The sequence below is a fragment of the Pseudarthrobacter lactosi genome, from assembly GCF_055412785.1.
This window is the reverse complement of record NZ_JBVAYS010000001.1, coordinates 1,052,870-1,071,485: the sequence shown is the minus strand read 5'-3', so window position 1 is coordinate 1,071,485 and position 18,616 is coordinate 1,052,870. Positions and strand designations below refer to the sequence as shown.

Here is an 18,616-nt window from a genome sequence, read left to right as displayed (position 1 = left end):
CTACTGGGCCTCGGCCTTGATCTTGTCCAGGGCCTGGTTGAAGCCGCCGCTGGTGAGCGAGGAGCCCGCCACCTTGGAGATTTTGAGTTCATCGATGCTCTTCCCCACAACCTGCGCTGCGATCCCGCCGGCGAACTCGCCCTGGAATTTCCGCGTGTTCGGGTTCGAAGGGTGCTGGGTGATGTTGACGGCCGTGACCGTGCCGGAGGCTAGCGTCAGCTCAACCCCCACCGTTTCGGTGCCATTGGGGGAAACATAGGTGCCGTCGGCGCTGTAGGTGCCGTCCTGATAGAGGGAGCCGCTGCTGGCCAGCGTTGATGCCGTCCCGGAAGGGGAAGTGGAGGCGCCGGACGTGTTGCCGGAAGCCGGAGCGGGCGTGGCCGGTGCGGCCGCCGGCGCGCAGCCAGCCACCGTTCCCGCGAGGGACAGGCCGGCGATGCCGACGAAAACACTCTTGCGGACTGACGGTCTCATATTGGGGCTCGTTTCGTGGGCGGGTGCTTACGCTGTACTCAACGTCGGATTCAGCGTATTGGTTCACCCTGTGAATGAGCAGAGCGTCCGCTGTGCGGAAAGTTGTCCGGAGACAGTCACCCACCACGCCCAAATTCGTCCACGTGGCGGCCCCCGGTAGGCTAGAGGGGTGACTCCCGAAGAACTCTCCCTCGCCATATCCGCCTGCCTGAAAGACGCCGTCGCCGCTGGCGAAATCGCGCTTTCCGCATCAGCTGTCCCTGATGAGGTGCGCGTGGAGCGACCGAAGACCCGGGAGCACGGCGACTGGGCCACCAACATCGCCCTCCAGCTGTCCAAGCAGGCCGGCACCAACCCACGCGAATTCGCCACCGTCCTGAGCGCCCGCCTGAAGTCCATCAACGGCGTCTCTGCCGTGGACATCGCTGGCCCCGGGTTCCTGAACATCACCGTGGACGCCGCTGCAGCCGGTGCCTTGGCGAAGGCCATCGTGGAGGCCGGACGGGACTACGGCACCACCACCACGCTCGCCGGCCACGTGGTGAACATGGAGTTTGTGTCGGCGAACCCCACCGGTCCGCTGCATATCGGCCACACCCGCTGGGCTGCCCTCGGCGACGCCATTGCCCGCGTCCTGCGCGCGTCCGGCGCTGAAGTCACGGCCGAGTACTACATCAACGACGCCGGCTCGCAGATGAACACCTTCGCCCAGTCGGTCTACAACCGGCTCCACGGCCTGCCCGTGCCCGACGGCGGCTACCCGGGGCAATACATTGCCGACCTCGGCCATGACGTCCTGACTGTGCACCCCGATATCCGCGAACTCACCGAGGTGGCCGCCCTTCCCGTCATCCGCGCCGCCGCCTACAAAGCCCAGATGAAGGACATCAAGGACACGCTCGCCGATTTTGGCGTTGCCTTTGACGTTTACTTCTCGGAGCAGGAACTGCACGACGCCGGGGCCATCGAAAATGCCGTTGCCCGCCTTCGCGAACAGGGCCACGTGTTCGACGACGGCGATGCGGTCTGGTTGCGCACCACGGACTTCGGGGACGATAAGGACCGCGTGATGATTCGCGCGAACGGTGAACCCACCTACTTTGCCGCGGACGCTGCGTACTACCTGTCCAAGAAGGACCGCGGCTTCACCGAAAAGATCTACCTCCTGGGTGCGGACCACCACGGTTACATCAACCGCCTCAAGGCCATCGCCGCGTGTGCTGGCGACGATCCCGAGATGAACATCGAGGTGCTGATCGGCCAGCTGGTGTCGGTTAACGGCGCCAAGCTGTCCAAGCGTGCCGGCAACATCATCGAGCTCAAGGATCTCATCGACTGGCTGGGCAAGGACGCCGTACGGTACTCCCTGGCCCGCTTTCCGGCGGATTCCCCGCTCACCTTGGATCCTGACCTGTTGAAGAAGCACAGCAACGAGAACCCGGTGTTCTACGTCCAGTACGCCCACGCCCGGTCCCGCGGAACGGCCCGCAACGCCGTGGCTGCAGGCGTGGACCGGAGCGCCTTCGAAGCTTCCCTGCTGGACCATGCCACGGAAAACGAACTGCTCTCCTATCTGGGCAGCTATCCCTCGATTGTGGCAAAAGCTGCCGAACTGCGTGAGCCGCACCGCGTGGCCCGCCATCTTGAGGTCATTGCCGGCGCGTACCACCGCTGGTACGACGCCTGTCGCGTTGCCCCGCAGGGCGACGAACCGGTGACCGACGTTAACCGCACTCGCCTGTGGCTGAACGACGCCACCAGCCAGGTGCTGGCAAACGGCCTGGACCTGCTGGGCGTATCCGCGCCGGAACGGATGTAAACCCATGCCGGCACAGGAAATTTCAGCACAGGACGCGTCAGCGCAGGACACCAACACCGCATCCCCCTTGGCGCCAGAATGGCTCACCGTTCCCGCGGACCTGAACGCGCTCCACGAACCCATGTGGGCGCAGGATGTCCAAAAGAACGACGCCGGTGAGCTTGCCATCGACGGCATCGCCGTCAGCGAGCTCAAGGCACAGTTCGGCACGCCGCTCTTTGTGATGAGCGAGACCGATTTCAGGGCCCGCGCCCGCTCCTTCAAGGACGCCTTTGACGCCGCGTTCGCCGACATCTGCGGGGGAGTGGACGTCTACTACGCGGGCAAGTCCTTCCTGTGCACCGCAGTAGCCGCCTGGGTGGCAGACGAAGGACTCCGGCTGGACACCTGTTCCGGCGGTGAGCTTGCCGTGGCCGCCCGGGCTGGCATTCAGGGCGAAAACCTGGGCCTGCACGGCAACAACAAATCCGACGCCGAGATCAACCGTGCGCTGGATATGAAACTGGGACGCATCGTGGTGGACAGCCTCGACGAGCTGGACCGCGTCGCCAGGATCGCCTCGGGCCGGGGTGAAACAGCCAAGGTCATGCTCCGTCTGACGCCGGGCGTGCATGCGCACACCCACGAGTTCATCGCCACCGCCCACGAGGACCAGAAGTTCGGCCTCTCCATGGCAGGGGATTCCACGGAGCAGGCCGGGCTGTCAGCAGCGGAGGAGGCTGTGGCTGCGGCCAACGGCTACGCCAGCATCGAACTGCTGGGACTCCACTGCCACATCGGCTCGCAGATCTTCGAGCCGGACGGCTTTGAACTCGCCGCACAGAAGCTGCTGCGCTTCCACGCTGCCATGCAGGAAAAGTACTCCATCGTTATGCCCGAGCTGGACCTTGGCGGCGGCTACGGCATTGCTTACACCCCGGTGGACACCCCCCGCCCCGCAGCTGACATCGCGCAGGCGATGGCCGCCGTCGTGCGTTCCACCTGTGCTGAGCTGGGGATCACGTCACCCCGGATTTCCATCGAACCCGGACGCGCAATCGTGGGCAGCACCACCTTCACGTTGTACGAGGTGGGCACCCTGAAAACCGTGCGCGTGGACACCCCGGCCAGCGACGCAGGCCCGGAGAACGTTACGCATCCCCGCCGGTATGTGTCAGTGGACGGCGGCATGAGCGATAACGCCCGCCCGGTGCTCTACGACGCGGATTACTCGGCGATTCTGGCCTCCCGCGCGTCCTCCGCGGCCCCGCAGCTGTCCCGCGTGGTGGGCAAACATTGCGAGAGCGGCGACATAGTTGTTAGAGATGTATATCTGCCCGAGGACGTGGCAGCCGGTGATCTGCTTGCTGTACCGGGGACCGGCGCCTATTGCTGGGCCCTGTCAAGCAACTACAACTATCTGGCCCGGCCGGGCGTTGTCGCGGTGCGCGGCGGATCTGCCCGGCTGATTGTCCGCGGGGAAACCGAAGAAGATCTGCTTAACCGCGACATGGGAGTGCCGAATGACTGAATTGCGAACCCTGAAAGTAGCCCTGCTGGGCTGTGGCAACGTTGGGGCCCAGGTTGCGCGGATTCTCATTGAGGACGCCGACACCCTGGCCGCCCGTACCGGTGCGCGCCTGCAGCTCAGCGGCATCGCCGTGCGCAACCTTGATGCCAAGCGCGACGTTGAACTGCCGCAGGAGCTCTTCACTACCGACGCCGACACCCTGGTCAAAGACGCGGACCTCGTCATCGAGCTGATGGGCGGGATCGAGCCTGCCCGCACGCTGATCCTCTCCGCGCTGAGCAACGGTGCCTGCGTGGTCACCGGAAACAAGGCGCTGCTGGCACAGGACGGCCCCACCCTGTACGAAGAGGCCGACAAGGCCGGCGTGCAGCTCTCCTACGAAGCCGCCGTAGCAGGTGCCATCCCCATCCTGCGCCCCATCCGGGACAGCCTCGCCGGTGACCGCATCACCCGCGTGCTGGGCATCGTCAACGGCACCACCAACTTCATCCTGGACCAGATGGATTCCACCGGCGCCCAGTTCGCCGACGCCCTCGCCGAAGCCCAGCGCCTCGGTTACGCGGAAGCTGACCCCACCGCCGACGTCGAAGGCCACGATGCCGCAGCCAAGGCCGCCATCCTGGCTTCGCTGTCCTTCCACACCCGCTTCGCCCTGGAGAACGTCCACTGTGAAGGCATTACCTCCGTCAGCGCAGCGGACATCGCCGCAGCCAAGGACGCCGGTTTTGTCATCAAGCTGCTGGCGATTGCAGAAAAGCTGACCGTCGCAGACACAGGAACAGGCGACGGCGAAGGCGTTTCCGTGCGCGTGCACCCCACGCTGCTGCCGCGCGAGCACCCGCTGGCCGCCGTCCGCGGCGCGTTCAACGCGGTCTTCATTGAGGCGGAAAACGCCGGCGAGCTGATGTTCTACGGCCAGGGTGCCGGCGGTACCCCGACGGCGTCTGCCGTGCTGGGTGACCTCGTTTCGGCCGCCCGCCGCATTGTGCTGGGTGGCCCCGGACGCACGGAGACCACCACGGGCCACGTCCCGGCGCTGCCCATCGACGCGGTCATGACCAGCTACTACATCGGTCTGGACGTGGCTGACCAGCCCGGCGTGCTGGCCCGGATCGCCCAGCTCTTTGCGGAGCATGGCGTGTCCATCGAAATCATGCGGCAGACCATCCACCGGGACGCAGAGTCCAACGTGGAGTCGGCCGAACTGCGGATCGTTACGCACCGCGCATCAGAGGCTGCCCTCGCAGCCACCGTCCAGGCCGTCAAGGGCCTGGACGTCATCAATTCAGTAACATCCGTTCTGCGGGTAGAAGGAGTCTAAGTGGCTCACCAATGGCGCGGCGTTATCCGCGAATACGCTGACCGTCTGCCCGTCACGGAATCCACCCGGGTCATCACGCTGGGCGAGGGCGGCACGCCGCTGGTCCGCGCGAAGAAGCTCTCCGAGCTCACGGGTTCCACCGTGTACCTGAAGGTCGAGGGGATGAACCCCACTGGTTCGTTCAAGGACCGCGGCATGACCATGGCCATGACCGCCGCTGTTGCGTCCGGTGCCAAGGCTGTGGTGTGCGCGTCCACCGGCAACACCTCAGCTTCCGCCGCGGCCTATGCCACGGCTGCGGGACTGAAATGCGCCGTGCTGGTCCCCGAAGGCAAGATCTCCATGGGCAAGCTGAGCCAGGCCATCGCGCACGGCGCCACGCTGCTCCAGGTGGACGGCAACTTCGATAACTGCCTGGACATCGCGCGGAAGCTGGGGGAGTCCTACCCGGTGTTCCTGGTCAACTCCGTCAACCCGGCCCGCATCCAGGGCCAGAAGACGGGCGCGTTTGAGATTGTCGATTCGCTCGGCGATGCTCCGGACATCCATGTCCTGCCGGTAGGCAACGCCGGCAATATCACCGCGTACTGGAAGGGCTACAAGGAGTACTCGGCGCCGTTCGAATCCGAAACAGCCGGAACCTTGCCTGCCGTGTCCACTAAAACACCCCAGATGTGGGGCTTCCAGGCGGCAGGTGCCGCACCGTTCGTGGCGGGGCACCCCATCACGGAGCCGGACACCATCGCCACAGCCATCCGGATCGGCAACCCGGCATCGTGGGACGGTGCCATCGCTGCCCGCGACGAGTCCGGCGGATTCATTGACGCTGTTACTGACGAGCAGATCCTGGATGCCCACCGCTGGCTGTCCGCCCGCGAAGGCGTCTTTGTGGAGCCCGGCTCCGCCGCCGGTGTGGCCGGCCTGCTCAAGAAGCACGCCGCCGGTGAAGTTCCTACAGGCAAGACGATCGTCATTACCGTTACCGGCCACGGCCTCAAGGACCCCCAGTGGGCCCTCCGGACCGAAGACGGCAGCGAAGTGCAGCCCGTCAAGGTCTCCAACGACGTCGTGACCGTCGCAGCTGAACTGGGACTGGAAGAAAAGTAGCCTTGAAAACCACGTCGCCCACCACCGTTACCCTGCCTGTCATCGAAGCAGGACAGCGTGTCACCGTCAGGGTCCCGGCCACGAGTGCCAACCTTGGACCGGGGTACGACAGCCTGGGCCTGGCGCTGGCTTTGCACGACACCCTGACGGTGGAAAGCCTCGAATCCGCTGAGCTCGTCTTTGAGCTCAGCGGAGAGGGGGCGGACACGCTGCCGCGCGACGCCAGCCACCTGGTGGTCAGGGCGATGGAGGCTGCCTTTTCCCGGCTTGGTTACCGCCACGGCGGGCTCAGGATCACGGCGACGAACGTCAACCCCCACGGCCGCGGCCTGGGATCGTCGGCATCGGCAGTGGTGGCGGCCGTCTCGGCTGCCAACGCCATGGTGCCCGAAGCGGCGCGTCGCGGGCGGGACTGGATCCTGCAGTTGACCAGCGAGATGGAAGGCCACCCGGACAACGTCGCGCCCGCGATTTTCGGCGGACTGGCGCTGTCATGGCAGGACAGTGACCAGTACAGCAGCACGCGCGCTACCGTGGCCGGCTCCGTGATTCCCATCGTGGCTGTCCCCGATTTTGAATTGTCTACCGAGGCCGCGCGCGCACTGCTGCCTGCGTCTGTGGGCCATCATGCCGCGGCAATGAACTCCGGCCGGGCTGCGCTGCTGATCCATGCACTGACCCAGAAGCCCGAGTTTCTGCACGCAGGCACGGAGGATTACCTTCACCAGAGCTACCGCGCCGAGGCGATGCGGCCCAGCGCGGCCCTCATCAGGGCACTGCGCAACGCCGGCCACGCGGCAGTTGTTTCGGGTGCCGGACCTACGGTCCTGGTACTCGCCGACGGCGACGCCGAAGCCGCCGAGGTGCTTGGGTTCATAGAGTCCTTTACGGAGGCGAACACGCCGGGCATCGGCTGGCGCGTGCTGAAACTGGCAGTGGACGTCGAAGGTGCTAAGGTGGACATGCACCGGCGGTAATCCCGCCTATCTGATCGGCAGCTGCATTCAGCTGTTAGTGATCTCCTACTGCGAAATATTCTCCGGTGCCGCCTGCTTGGTCTGTCGCAGGAATCTGCAGCCTAGAATTGACTGCCCCTGAATCGTCAGCCCGGCGCCCCGCCATTAATCGGTGCGTGAGGTGAATCAGTATCCGGCCCTGCTGGCCGAAATCCAACCGGCAAGACCGAAAATGTCGGCTGCAGATCTGAACTGCAGCCCAGATCAAAATCATCGCGTCCAGCTCCTAGTCTGGACGCCGTCGAGGGGGAAGGATCCTTCGTGACCGAAACCACTGAGCTGTCCGCAGCTGTGGAACCATCAACTTCTGCTGCCGGATCGTCAACGGCCGCACCCGCCAAGAGCAGTGGCCTCGCCGGCCTCAAGCTCGCCCAGCTGCAGGCACTTGCCAGCCAGTTGGGGATTTCCGGTGGATCCCGCATGCGTAAGGGTGATCTGGTAACCGCCATTTCCGCCCATCGCGCAGGCACATCAGCCAGCAAGGCACCCGCCAAGGCCCCGGCCAAAGCGGCCGAGAAGGCGACCGAAAACCACGTAGCCCCGGCCGCTGCCGCACCGGTTGCTGCACCGGTGGCTGCCGCAAGCGAAACCTCGGAGGCACCGGCCGCGGAGGGGACCCGTGCACGTGGCCGTGGCCGCAGCCGCCGCGCTGTCAGCGACGGAGTAGTAACGGCACCCGCAGCGGCACCCGCCGCCGAAGCTTCCGCTGCCGCACCCGCCGAGGCACCGGCATCGGCGCCCGTTGAGGCCGCGGCTGAAGGCGAACGCCGCCAGCCGCGTACCCGCAACCGCCGCCGCGGCGAAGCCGCCGCCACGTCAACGCAGGCAGAAGCCACTGAGGCTCCGGCCGAGCAGCCCGCCGCTGAACAGCGCCAGGCTGACCGCACCGAAACCCAGCGTGCCGATTCCCAGGCTGCCGAATCAGGCGACGGCCAGCGTGCTGACCGTCGTGAGAGCGGCCGCACCCGGGGCGCCCGCGACACTGCAGCCCGCGACACTGCAGCCCGTGACACCACGGCTCGCGAAACCCCTGCCCGTGACACTGCAGCCCGTGACACCACGGCTCGTGAAACCGCTACCCGCGAGACCACCGATGGCGGCCGCGACAATGCAGGCAGCCGTGACGCAGGCCAGCGTGACGGTGCCCGCCGCGATGACAACCGCGACAACAACCGCGACAACTCTCGCGATGGCGACGACACTGATGGCGGAAGCCGCCGGAACCGCCGCAACCGCCGCGACCGGAACGACCGCAATGACCGCTCCGGCGGCCAGGGTGGCCAGGACAGCCGGGACAACTCCCGCAACGACCGTTTCCGCGACCGCAACGACCGCCGTCGGGGACGCACCCAGGGACCGGACGTCGACGACGTCGAGGTCACCGAGGACGACGTCCTGCTGCCCGTCGCCGGCATCCTGGACGTGTTGGAGAACTACGCTTTCATCCGCACCTCCGGCTACCTGCCGGGCCCGAACGACGTCTACGTCTCCCTGGCCCAGGTCAAGAAGTACAACCTGCGCAAGGGCGATGCCTGTGTTGGTGCCATTCGTGCACCGCGAGAAGGCGAAGACCGCAGCCAGCAGACTGCCCGCCAGAAGTTCAACGCCCTGGTCCGCGTCACGTCCGTCAACGGAAAGACGCCGGAAGAGCTCAAGGACCGCGTCGAATTCGCCAAGCTGGTTCCGCTGTACCCGTCCGAGCGCCTGCGCCTCGAGACGGACCCCAAGAAGATCGGGCCCCGCGTCATTGACCTGGTTGCCCCGATCGGCAAGGGCCAGCGTGGCCTGATCGTCTCCCCGCCGAAGGCCGGCAAGACGCTCATCCTGCAGTCCATCGCCAACGCCATCACCATTAACAATCCTGAGGTCCACCTCATGATGGTGCTCGTTGACGAACGCCCTGAAGAAGTGACGGACATGCAGCGCACCGTCAAGGGTGAGGTTATTGCCTCCACCTTCGACCGTCCCGCCGATGACCACACCACGGTGGCCGAGCTCTCCATCGAACGCGCCAAGCGCCTCGTGGAAATGGGCATGGACGTGGTGGTCCTTCTGGACTCCATGACCCGCCTGGGCCGCGCCTACAACCTGGCAGCGCCGGCTTCCGGCCGTATCCTGTCCGGTGGCGTCGACTCCGCTGCGCTGTACCCGCCGAAGCGCTTCTTCGGTGCAGCCCGCAACATCGAAAACGGTGGCTCGCTGACCATCCTGGCCACCGCGCTCGTGGAGACCGGTTCCAAGATGGACGAGGTCATCTTCGAAGAGTTCAAGGGCACCGGCAACATGGAGCTCCGCCTGTCCCGCCAGCTGGCGGACAAGCGCATCTTCCCGGCTGTGGACGTCAACGCGTCCGGTACCCGCCGCGAAGAGAACCTGCTTTCGCCCGAGGAAGTCAAGATCATGTGGAAGCTGCGCCGCGTCCTTTCCGGACTCGAAACGCAGCAGAGCCTTGAGCTGCTGACCAACAAGATCCGGGAGACCGGGAGCAACGTCGAGTTCCTCATGCAGGTCCAGAAGACAACGCTTGGTGCGAAGTCGGATAACGACAAGTAGCTGCGCTCACCGCTCAAAACATGCCGGCCTGATGGCCGGCATGTTTTGGGCGGTTCGTCGTTAAGTCCCATGAAACTAGACTTGTAAGAGTCGAAAGAGGTTTTGAAATGTTTGAGTCCGTACAGGGCCTGCTTGATGAGCATGATGCTATCCAGGCGCAGCTTGGTGACCCTGCTGTTTATGCTGACCAGCGGCTGGCCCGGAAGCTGGGGCGGCGCTCTGCTCAGCTCAATGGCATCGTCGAGGCATACAACAAGTGGCACGCCCTGGAGGACGACCTCGCCGCGGCCAAGGAAATGGCCTCGGAGGACCCTGAGTTCGCTGCCGAGGTTCCCGTGCTGGAGGTGGCCCTGGAGGCTGCTTCGGCCAACCTGCGCAGGCTCCTCATTCCGCGGGACCCTGACGACGCCCGCAACGTGATCCTCGAGGTCAAGGGTGGAGAAGGCGGCGACGAAGCCGCACTGTTCGCCGGCGACCTCCTGCGGATGTACACCCGGTACGCGGAATCCCGCGGCTGGAAGACCGAACTCATCTCAGCCAACGAATCCGACCTCGGCGGCTACAAGGACGTCCAGATGGCCGTCAAGGGCAACTCGAACGATCCTGCCGAAGGCGTCTACGCGCGGCTCAAGTTCGAAGGCGGCGTCCACCGCGTGCAGCGTGTGCCCGTCACCGAATCCCAGGGCCGCATCCACACCTCCGCTGCCGGCGTCCTGGTCCTCCCCGAAGTTGACGAGCCCGAAGAACTGGACATCAACCAGAACGACCTCAAGATCGACGTCTACCGCTCCTCGGGTCCGGGTGGCCAGTCCGTGAACACCACGGACTCCGCTGTCCGTATCACGCACCTTCCCACCGGCATCGTCGTGGCCATGCAGAACGAGAAATCCCAGCTGCAGAACCGCGAAGCAGGCATGCGTGTGCTCCGCGCCCGCATCCTGGCGCACCAGCAGGAAATCATCGACGCCGAGAACTCGGCCCAGCGTAAATCCCAGATCCGCACCATGGACCGTTCCGAGCGCATCCGCACGTACAACTACCCGGAAAACCGGATCGCGGACCACCGCACCGGCTACAAGGCCTACAACCTGGACCAGGTCATGAACGGTGACCTGGAACCGGTCATCCAGTCCGCCATCGAGATGGACGAACAGGCACGCCTGGACGCCATCGGCGACTAGCCCCGGCGCCCATGACACTCGGGTCGGAGCAGTCCCTCGCGGCTGCCGTCAGCGAGGCCACGATTATCCTGCAGGACGCCGGGGTCCCCAGCCCCCGCGTCGACGCGGAACTCCTGGCGGACCACCTGCTCGGCGTGGGGCTCGGCAGGCTCCGGGCAATGATGCTGGGGGATACCCCAGCGCCGGTTGGCTATGCCGAACTTGTTTCTGAACGGGCCCAACGGATCCCGTTGCAGCACATCACCGGAGTGGCGCACTTCCGGTATCTGGAGCTTGCGGTCGGTCCCGGCGTTTTTATCCCCCGGCCGGAAACAGAGTCCGTGGTGCAGCTGGTCATCGACCATGTCAAGGGCATGGCGCATCCGCGGATTGTGGACCTCGGCACGGGCTCCGGCGCGATCGCCGGCTCCATCGCCCACGAGGTGTCCGGCGCCGAAGTCCACGCCGTGGAGTACAGCCCGTTCGCGCACGCGTGGGCAGCCCGGAACCTGGCGCCACTTGGCGTCAAGCTGGTCCTGGGGGACCTCCGTGACGCGCTGCCGGAACATAACGGAACCTTCGACGTCGTCATCTCCAACCCACCCTATATTCCCGCCGAAGCCATCCCGAATGAACCCGAGGTTGCCCTCCACGATCCTCCCGAAGCGCTGTACGGCGGGGGAGCGGACGGCATGGAACTTCCGACGGCGGCGGCCGCCTCGGCTGCCCGGCTGCTGGTTCCCGGCGGCTACTTCGTGATGGAACACGCGGAAGTCCAGGCCGGCTGGATCGCCGGCATGATGCAGCGGATGGGTGTCTGGTCGGAGATCACCACGAACCTGGACCTCAACGGCAAAGAACGCGCCACCAGCGCCGTCCTTGCCTGTCCGCACCACGAGTGATGAAAGAATAGGCCAGTGACCACAACCTACAACTGCACGACAGAGGATCAGCGCGCCCTTGGCCTGGAGCATGCACAGCGTGCCATCGGCGAAAAGAAGTGCGTGGTGTTCCCCACGGACACGGTCTACGGGATTGCCGCCGATGCTTTTTCGCCGCAGGCAGTCACCATGCTGCTGGCGTCCAAAGGGCGCAGCCGCACCATGCCGCCGCCGGTGTTGATTCCCCGGATCAACGCGCTGGACGGCCTGGCCACAGATGTTTCCGCTGATGCCCGCAAGCTCGCCGAGGCGTTTTGGCCCGGTGGACTGACCCTGATCCTGCACGCCCAGCCGTCACTGGACTGGGACCTGGGCGAGACCCAGGGAACAGTGGCCCTGCGCATGCCCGCCGACGAAGTGGCCCAGGAACTCCTGACACTGACCGGTCCGCTGGCTGTGTCCTCCGCCAACCGGACGGGTCAGCCGCCTGCACAGACCGCCGCGGAGGCTCGGGCCCAGCTCGCGGAGTCCGTGGAGGTATACCTCGAAGGCGGTTTCCGGCCGGTGGAAGGAACCGACGCCGTGCCCTCCACCATCGTGGACGCCACCGGGGCGTTGCTGCGAGTGGTTCGGAACGGCGCCGTGTCACTGGAACAACTCCGCGAGCACGTTCCGGGTGTCTTGGGCCTGGGCGAAATTCCGATGGCTGAGCCCGAGGAAGCTGTAGCGGCCGAGGAAGCCGCAGCGGACGAGGAAAGCGCTGTCACGGAGCGCGCATCAACTGAGGAAGTGGCTGCGACTGATGACTCCGTAGCGACTGAAGGAGCTGTGGAAGACGCACCTTCAACACGGGAGCCCTCAGGTCCCGCCAAGAAGGATCCGGAGGCATGACCGTTGGCCGCGACCGCCTAAGACTCCTGGACGTTGAGGTCACTGCGCTGCCCGAACACGGGATGGCAGAAGTCCTCGGCGATCTTATTGCCGCGGGGGGCCGACGCACTGTTGTGGGTCATAACCTGCACAGCTGCTACCTGTATCACACGCTTCCCGCCTTCAAGGCACTGTACGATTCCGCAGACGTTGTGCTGATGGACGGCGCACCCGTGTACGCGATCTGGAAGCGGCAAGAAGCAGCCGCGGCGGCCGATTCCAGCTTCCGCGTCGGTTCCACGGACTGGATCAAACATCTGCCGTCAGTGACCGGGCTTGACCGGCTGGCCGTGGTGGGGACCAACAGCCCAAGCAACGCGGAGGCCTGCCGCCGGTTGGGGATGCAGTTGCCTCAAACAGAGATTCTGGGCCTCGCCGGGGAGAACTGGGGCCCGGACCGGGAACTCTCGGTTGTCGATCAACTTCGGGCCTTCCGGCCGAACCTCGTCCTCGTGGGATTGGGCATGCCGTTGCAGGAAACCTTCCTGTGGCAGCGCCGCGAAGACCTCCCCGAAGCGGTGTATGGTGCCGTGGGCGGCGCAGTGGACCAGATTTCCGGCCACCAGCGGCTCGCCCCGCGGTGGCTGGGCCGGCTGGGCTTTGAATCGCTGTGGCGTCTCATTCATTCACCCCGGCGGGTCTTCGGACGCGTGTTCATTGAGCCCTGGAAGCTGGCCGCTGTCCTTGCCAGCCGGAAATTTCGATCCACGGATACAGAGGCCAGCAAATGACCAAGAACGTCGTCGCCGTGGTTGTCACGTACAACCGTCGGGACCTCCTCGAGACCACGCTCCGAGGCATCACCTCAGGAACGGTTCTGCCTTCCACGATCGTCGTCGTCGACAATGCGTCCACGGACGGCACGCAGGGTTTCCTGGCGTCGTATGACGGACCGGTTCCCACAGACACCATCAGGCTCCCGCAGAACCTGGGCGGGGCCGGCGGGTTTGTGGTAGGCATGGAGCGTGCGGTCCTGGACCATGCGGCGGACTATGTCTGGATCATGGACGACGACACGGAACCGCAGCCTCGGACGCTGGAAGAAGCCCTTTCAGCTTCACAGACCTACGCTGCCGAATCCGGCGGGGAGCCAAGCTTTGTAGCCAGCAAGGTGGTCTGGACCGACGGCCGCGACCATCCGATGAACCGGATGCGTCCACGGCTGGGTGCCAGCGAGGACGACCGCGGGATCGCGGGCCGGGCCGGGGGAGTGCAGATCAGGACGGCCTCTTTCGTCTCGATACTGATCGAAGCCGGGCAGATTCGGCACCACGGACTTCCCATTGCCGACTACTTCATCTGGAATGACGATTTGGAGTACACGGCTCGGATCTCCCGTGCCAGGAATGCCATTTCCGTTGAAAAGTCCGTGGCGAACCACCATACGAAGTCCTTTGGGGACGCCGGTGCCGATCCCGGTGCGCGCTTCTACTACGAAGTGCGGAACAAACTTTGGGTCTACACACGTTCAGCGGCGCTCACTCCTTGGGAGAAGGTGCTGTACTCGGGCGCCTCCGCCCGCAACTGGACCCGGACCATTGCCGGCTCACCGAACAAACTCCTCCTGATCAAAGGACTCCTGCGCGGGCTGCTGCATGGAATGAAGGCGCCCCGGAGCAACGAACAGGTCCTCAGCGGAATCTATCCGCTCCGCGATGTGCGGCGTGCAGGGGGACCCGCCGCATGATTATGTACCTGCTTATGGGGCTGACGGCTGCCATTGTGTCCTACGGGGCCACCTGGGGTGCCCGGGTCATCGGGCACCGGCTTGAACTCCATGCCCCTATCCGCAGCCGTGACATGCATACGACGCCGGTGTCCCGGCTGGGCGGTGTGGCCATCTTCCTTGGCATCCTGGTGGCCCTCATCGTGGCCAGCCAGTCCTTCTTCGTCAAGGACATCTACCGGAACAACTTTTCGCCTTGGGGCGTCTTGGCGGGTGCGGCGCTGATCGTGCTGGTGGGGATCGCGGACGATCTCCTGGACATCCGGTGGTGGGTCAAACTCATTGGCCAGAGCGCCGCAGCCCTGGTGGTGGCCATCTGGGGAGTCCGGATGACCATTGTCCCGTGGGTCCCGGAGCCGATCCTCCTGGAAAGCGAACTGCTGCGGGTGGTACTGACGGCCGGGCTGATTGTCACCACCATGAACGCTTTTAACTTCATTGACGGCCTCGATGGGCTGGCGGCCGGCGTGGCCATCATCGGCGGAACCGCGTTCTTCTTCACGGCATACTGGGTGCACCGTAACGCCGTCCTGTTGGACTACTCGGACCTGGCTACGCTCCTCACCGCCGTCGTCGTTGGCAGTTGCGTCGGCTTCCTGCCGCACAACTGGTTCCCGTCCAAGATTTTTATGGGGGATTCCGGTGCCATGCTGATCGGCCTGCTGATGGCGGCCGCCGGTATCGTCTCCACGGGTCAGATCGGCTCCGGGCTTTACGACCGCGCCAACGGTATCTCCACCGTCATACCTATTCTGCTGCCCTTCGCCGTGCTGTTCCTGCCACTGCTGGACCTCGGCCTTGCCGTTGTCCGGCGGACGGCGCGGGGCCGCTCGCCCTGGTCCGCAGACCGCGGCCACCTCCACCACAAGCTGCTGGATATCGGCTACTCGCACCGGACTGCTGTGATCCTTATGTACCTCTGGACCGCCATCCTGTCTTTCGGGGGTTTGGCTTTTGCCGTCTTCCCCTGGCAAGTTGTGCTGGCGGCCGACATCTTTGCCACGCTCGTCATGGGGCTGATTACTGCCTGGCCGTACCTGCGCCGCAACAGCGACCAGCCGACGGCGTAAAGACAGGCCCTAATTAAGGACACGTTTAGGCGTCGGATATACGCCGTCAAATAAACTGATTTTCCTGCTGCAATGGAGCGTCAATCTGGCATGAGCCGATGCCTCGCCCCGTCGATGGTTTCGAAACACAGCGTCACGTACGGCAGCCACACGACTCTTGTTGTCAACGAAGTCGGTTCGGGTTACGGCCCATTTAGGACGATGGCTGAGCTCCTCGTGCCAAAGGACGGTGCCGTGCCTCACTACATAGTGGACATTTGGCGACTCAGTAGTTGTCAATGAAGCCCGGGGCTTGTTGTTCCCGACGTAGTTTGAGCCTTGGACGGGAACGGGGACATGATGGTCCAGCTTCCGCGCCCGTCGATGAACGGTGTGGCCTCATCCTAGAGGACACGGACGGTATGGCCGAGGTGGTTTTTGCCTATGCTTAGTGCGTACGGATGACGGCAACAGAACCGTTTTCCCGACCCGTCGTTGAACGTTGTGCCTCGTCGAGAGCACAGTGATGTCGGGGTTGTGTGGCGATGGCTGTGGCGTCCCAGGCCGCCTGTGGGGCGGAGCCTGGTGGCACTGATTCAGGCTCAGGTTAAGTGTTGTAGCAGCAGTCAGACTCAGCGATCCCTGGAGTTCTGCCACCATCGTGTGTGTCGATGGTTATTGATTCAGATTCCGGTGCAGCGTCTGGTGTAAGTGCTCGTTCTTGGTCTGGGTGGTGGTTTTTGAGGGTTGTCGGTGAGCAAGTTACGCTGAGGGATTTGAGACATTCTCCAACGGGCCCATCCTCCACGCCTGGTCGGCTTCAGCGTCGACATGGGCGGTAATCGCTGCCGACACGACGCGCATAGCGGCCTCGCTCATCTCGGCGGTGGCTGTCAACGATGCCAGTGCCAGCCGCGAATCATTATCAATCGGTTGGAAGATCGCGACATTCATGTTGCAAGCCAGCAGCCATTCGGTCGAGTCAATCTGCCGCCTCCCATTCGGTTACGGCTAGATCAGCGCTTAATCCTCAGTCATGCCTGACTCCTTCAGGGTCACCCGAGCGTCCAGGAGCGCCTCGATCATCTGCAGGTGACGGTCGGCGTCTCATGGCGTATTTCCATGGTTTTCAACATGCCCTCAACGGACGTAGGGACTCTCATTCCGTGGTACCAGGTCCCGGAAACCTTGGGCCCCGGCAGCACGCGGGATCTGACCCCCGCTGTGGCGTCCTTGGCCCTCCGCGCTATGAAATGACGGCCCCTACTACTAGCCAGATGATGCTCCACAGGCATTACGGCGCGGAGCCTAACGAAACCGACGGATCAGAGTTCGTCGCCTTCCTGCCTAAAGAAGCCTTGATCTGGTGTGTGCCCAGCACGCTCATGGGGATCTTGTCGGTTGCAATGACAGAACTATCATGTAAAGCTGACTCTGTAATCATATTTCCGTTGAATGGATAAATTGCTATGACTAAAACTGTAAAGTTAAAAATGAAGAAGCTTTCTAGCGGAATTGCGGTCTTTGGCCTGCTCATGGTGGGGGCTGCCGTGGGGGCAGCTCCGGCACAAGCCTCTGGCTGTGCCCAGTTGATTGATGGTGCGATTCGGGGCGAGCACAGCACCTTTGCATCCATCAAGAACACCTGCGATTCCACCAGAAACATCATGGCTACAGGATTTGGAGCCAATAGCGACTGTGTGACCGTCGGGGCGGGCCAGACGGCTGTAGTTCGCGTTTCGGGAGCCTGGGGATTTGGTGCTACGGATGCCCGTGAGTGCTGATTACATCCTCTAGGTTCCCTAGTTGAAGCTCGGGTAGCAGGAGAGGGGAGGTGTTCGACCAAGACGTCGAACGCCTCCCCTCATCTTTTTTGAAACGCCGAAAGGGTGTCTGCCGAGGTCCCTGCTCTGAGTGAGGTGGCGGCCTAGGGTCGCAACGCTATGTGACGGAAGACTTCATCTCGATAATCGGGGTGAAGAGAGTTTGAGGACGTCTCGGCAAATTTCATAGGTTATTTCCTGGATGCTGGGTGAAGAATGAGCAGTCGTGACTTGGACGACTCTGCGACCCCGGGGACGCGTTGTGAGTTGCTGAGTTCTATCTCGTGTAGAATTTAGGGGCAGCCAAAGCTGCTACTCCACTGCGCCGCCAGCAGGCCCCAACGATTGGGATCTTATGACCTCCAACGCCGAATCCGGACGTGCGTCCGGCAGCGGACCCGTTGGTGTTTCCGGTCCCACACGGTCCCTGTGGCTTAGCCTCCTCGCATATAGTTCAGCTGCCGGTGCAGGCGCACTGATCCTGGCCGGTATCCCGGCTGTTATCCTCAACGGCCCCAGCGGCGTCCTGTCCAGTACTCTGGGCGGCCTTCTGGTGATGCTCTTCTTCGCCATCAGTCTTCTGGTGGGCCACTTCATGGGGCGCAGCAACCCCTCCGGTGCCATCGGAATGTTCGCGGCCACCTACTTTGTCAAGGTAGTGGGTTTTGCGGTTGTCCTGTTTGTGATCGGAGCACCTGCCTGGCTTCACGGGCAATGGTTCCTGATCGGTGCCGTTGCCACTGTTGTCTTCTGGCAGGCAGCCGAAATCTATGGGTTCAGCAAAGCGCGCCTGCAGATTTACAACGACCCCGAGCCAAAGGAGCCGAACGATGTCTGATCGGAAACGAGCAGCGAAAAACGGTTCCTCGGTGCCCAAGAACGCTGCCCCAACGCCGGGGGTGTCGGCCGAAAACAATGACGGCGGATACAACGCCGGAATGGCCGTCTTTAGCTACATTATTGGCGGAATCATCGTCTGGAGTTTGATAGGGTGGGGTCTGGATTATCTGTGGGGAACCCGCTGGATCGTGCTCGCAGGCGCTCTGCTTGGAGCACTCGGGGGTTTCTATCTTTCCCACATGCATGGCCTTACCAGCTCCAGAACCACGGCCGGTAAGAGCAGCGCAGACAGCGGCCCGTCCGCGGACGGAAACACAAATGCCAAATAATTTCACAGGGGGAGCTGCGGAGCACAAATCCGCGGATCCTCGACCAACGCCCAATGATGGACACTGCAGAGAGGAAAC

The 18,616-nt window shown here is 63.8% G+C and carries 17 protein-coding genes; 14 read left to right on the top strand and 3 right to left on the bottom strand.

All coding sequences use genetic code 11. From position 1 onward, the window contains the following. Positions 1 to 474: an FMN-binding protein gene (locus ACZY0Q_RS04960; RefSeq protein WP_463915081.1), complete on the bottom strand. Its 474-nt coding sequence runs from the start codon at positions 472 to 474 to the stop codon at positions 1 to 3. A 169-nt stretch (positions 475 to 643) separates the two neighbouring features. Between ACZY0Q_RS04960 and argS the strand changes: the two genes are divergently transcribed. From argS to ACZY0Q_RS04900, 12 genes are all read left to right on the top strand, one after another. Beyond that, the gene (gene argS, locus ACZY0Q_RS04955; RefSeq protein WP_463915080.1) at positions 644 to 2,293 is read left to right on the top strand and encodes an arginine--tRNA ligase; all 1,650 of its coding nucleotides are present in this window, start codon (positions 644 to 646) and stop codon (positions 2,291 to 2,293) included. A gap of 4 nt (positions 2,294 to 2,297) precedes the next feature. After that, the gene (lysA, locus tag ACZY0Q_RS04950) at positions 2,298 to 3,803 is read left to right on the top strand and encodes a diaminopimelate decarboxylase (protein WP_463915079.1); all 1,506 of its coding nucleotides are present in this window, start codon (positions 2,298 to 2,300) and stop codon (positions 3,801 to 3,803) included. Further along, positions 3,796 to 5,124 carry a homoserine dehydrogenase gene (locus ACZY0Q_RS04945; RefSeq protein WP_463915078.1) on the top strand — a complete coding sequence of 443 codons (1,329 nt, stop codon included), beginning with the start codon at positions 3,796 to 3,798 and terminating at the stop codon, positions 5,122 to 5,124. The genes lysA and ACZY0Q_RS04945 overlap by 8 nt, the downstream gene beginning before the upstream one ends. After that, entirely contained in the window at positions 5,125 to 6,231 is a 1,107-nt protein-coding gene (thrC, locus tag ACZY0Q_RS04940) for a threonine synthase (protein ID WP_463915077.1), read from the top strand. A gap of 2 nt (positions 6,232 to 6,233) precedes the next feature. Beyond that, complete coding sequence (gene thrB, locus ACZY0Q_RS04935) at positions 6,234 to 7,208, top strand: homoserine kinase (protein WP_463915076.1); 975 nt, start codon at positions 6,234 to 6,236, stop codon at positions 7,206 to 7,208. A 300-nt stretch (positions 7,209 to 7,508) separates the two neighbouring features. Next, a complete protein-coding gene (gene rho / locus ACZY0Q_RS04930; RefSeq protein ID WP_463915075.1) occupies positions 7,509 to 9,800 on the top strand; it encodes a transcription termination factor Rho in 2,292 nt (763 codons plus the stop codon). Positions 9,801 to 9,907: 107 nt separating this feature from the next. Beyond that, a complete protein-coding gene (gene prfA / locus ACZY0Q_RS04925; RefSeq protein WP_463915074.1) occupies positions 9,908 to 10,981 on the top strand; it encodes a peptide chain release factor 1 in 1,074 nt (357 codons plus the stop codon). Between the two features lie 11 nt (positions 10,982 to 10,992). Continuing rightward, complete coding sequence (gene prmC / locus ACZY0Q_RS04920; protein ID WP_463915073.1) at positions 10,993 to 11,862, top strand: peptide chain release factor N(5)-glutamine methyltransferase; 870 nt, start codon at positions 10,993 to 10,995, stop codon at positions 11,860 to 11,862. A gap of 15 nt (positions 11,863 to 11,877) precedes the next feature. Beyond that, positions 11,878 to 12,732 carry an L-threonylcarbamoyladenylate synthase gene (locus ACZY0Q_RS04915; RefSeq protein ID WP_463915072.1) on the top strand — a complete coding sequence of 285 codons (855 nt, stop codon included), beginning with the start codon at positions 11,878 to 11,880 and terminating at the stop codon, positions 12,730 to 12,732. Further along, positions 12,729 to 13,502 carry a WecB/TagA/CpsF family glycosyltransferase gene (locus ACZY0Q_RS04910; protein ID WP_463915071.1) on the top strand — a complete coding sequence of 258 codons (774 nt, stop codon included), beginning with the start codon at positions 12,729 to 12,731 and terminating at the stop codon, positions 13,500 to 13,502. The genes ACZY0Q_RS04915 and ACZY0Q_RS04910 overlap by 4 nt, the downstream gene beginning before the upstream one ends. Further along, positions 13,499 to 14,458 (top strand): glycosyltransferase family 2 protein, encoded by a 960-nt coding sequence (locus ACZY0Q_RS04905; RefSeq protein WP_463915070.1) that lies wholly within the window; start codon positions 13,499 to 13,501, stop codon positions 14,456 to 14,458. The genes ACZY0Q_RS04910 and ACZY0Q_RS04905 overlap by 4 nt, the downstream gene beginning before the upstream one ends. Next, positions 14,455 to 15,567: an MraY family glycosyltransferase gene (locus ACZY0Q_RS04900; protein WP_463915069.1), complete on the top strand. Its 1,113-nt coding sequence runs from the start codon at positions 14,455 to 14,457 to the stop codon at positions 15,565 to 15,567. The genes ACZY0Q_RS04905 and ACZY0Q_RS04900 overlap by 4 nt, the downstream gene beginning before the upstream one ends. Positions 15,568 to 16,308: 741 nt before the next feature. Here the strand turns inward: ACZY0Q_RS04900 and ACZY0Q_RS04895 are convergent. Both ACZY0Q_RS04895 and ACZY0Q_RS04890 read right to left on the bottom strand, forming a co-directional pair. Beyond that, positions 16,309 to 16,500, bottom strand: a complete 192-nt coding sequence (locus ACZY0Q_RS04895; RefSeq protein ID WP_463915068.1) for a hypothetical protein — start codon at positions 16,498 to 16,500, stop codon at positions 16,309 to 16,311. A 340-nt stretch (positions 16,501 to 16,840) separates the two neighbouring features. Then, a complete protein-coding gene (locus ACZY0Q_RS04890; RefSeq protein ID WP_463915067.1) occupies positions 16,841 to 17,215 on the bottom strand; it encodes a hypothetical protein in 375 nt (124 codons plus the stop codon). A gap of 509 nt (positions 17,216 to 17,724) precedes the next feature. Here ACZY0Q_RS04890 and ACZY0Q_RS04885 point away from each other — a divergent pair. Beyond that, complete coding sequence (locus tag ACZY0Q_RS04885; RefSeq protein WP_463915066.1) at positions 17,725 to 18,207, top strand: hypothetical protein; 483 nt, start codon at positions 17,725 to 17,727, stop codon at positions 18,205 to 18,207. After that, positions 18,200 to 18,538: a hypothetical protein gene (locus ACZY0Q_RS04880; protein WP_463915065.1), complete on the top strand. Its 339-nt coding sequence runs from the start codon at positions 18,200 to 18,202 to the stop codon at positions 18,536 to 18,538. The genes ACZY0Q_RS04885 and ACZY0Q_RS04880 overlap by 8 nt, the downstream gene beginning before the upstream one ends. The last annotated feature ends 78 nt before the right edge of the window (positions 18,539 to 18,616 follow it).

Coding starts and splice junctions, on each gene's coding strand:
- lysA (WP_463915079.1), top strand. CDS start 2,298: ATGCCGGCACAGGAAATTTCAGCACAGGACGCGTCAGCGCAGGACACC.
- prfA (WP_463915074.1), top strand. CDS start 9,908: ATGTTTGAGTCCGTACAGGGCCTGCTTGATGAGCATGATGCTATCCAG.
- ACZY0Q_RS04910 (WP_463915071.1), top strand. CDS start 12,729: ATGACCGTTGGCCGCGACCGCCTAAGACTCCTGGACGTTGAGGTCACT.
- ACZY0Q_RS04960 (WP_463915081.1), bottom strand. CDS start 474: ATGAGACCGTCAGTCCGCAAGAGTGTTTTCGTCGGCATCGCCGGCCTG.
- ACZY0Q_RS04945 (WP_463915078.1), top strand. CDS start 3,796: ATGACTGAATTGCGAACCCTGAAAGTAGCCCTGCTGGGCTGTGGCAAC.
- ACZY0Q_RS04895 (WP_463915068.1), bottom strand. CDS start 16,500: ATGAATGTCGCGATCTTCCAACCGATTGATAATGATTCGCGGCTGGCA.
- prmC (WP_463915073.1), top strand. CDS start 10,993: ATGACACTCGGGTCGGAGCAGTCCCTCGCGGCTGCCGTCAGCGAGGCC.
- ACZY0Q_RS04885 (WP_463915066.1), top strand. CDS start 17,725: ATGACCTCCAACGCCGAATCCGGACGTGCGTCCGGCAGCGGACCCGTT.
- ACZY0Q_RS04890 (WP_463915067.1), bottom strand. CDS start 17,215: ATGATGTTTCTGGTGGAATCGCAGGTGTTCTTGATGGATGCAAAGGTG.
- ACZY0Q_RS04880 (WP_463915065.1), top strand. CDS start 18,200: ATGTCTGATCGGAAACGAGCAGCGAAAAACGGTTCCTCGGTGCCCAAG.
- ACZY0Q_RS04900 (WP_463915069.1), top strand. CDS start 14,455: ATGATTATGTACCTGCTTATGGGGCTGACGGCTGCCATTGTGTCCTAC.
- ACZY0Q_RS04905 (WP_463915070.1), top strand. CDS start 13,499: ATGACCAAGAACGTCGTCGCCGTGGTTGTCACGTACAACCGTCGGGAC.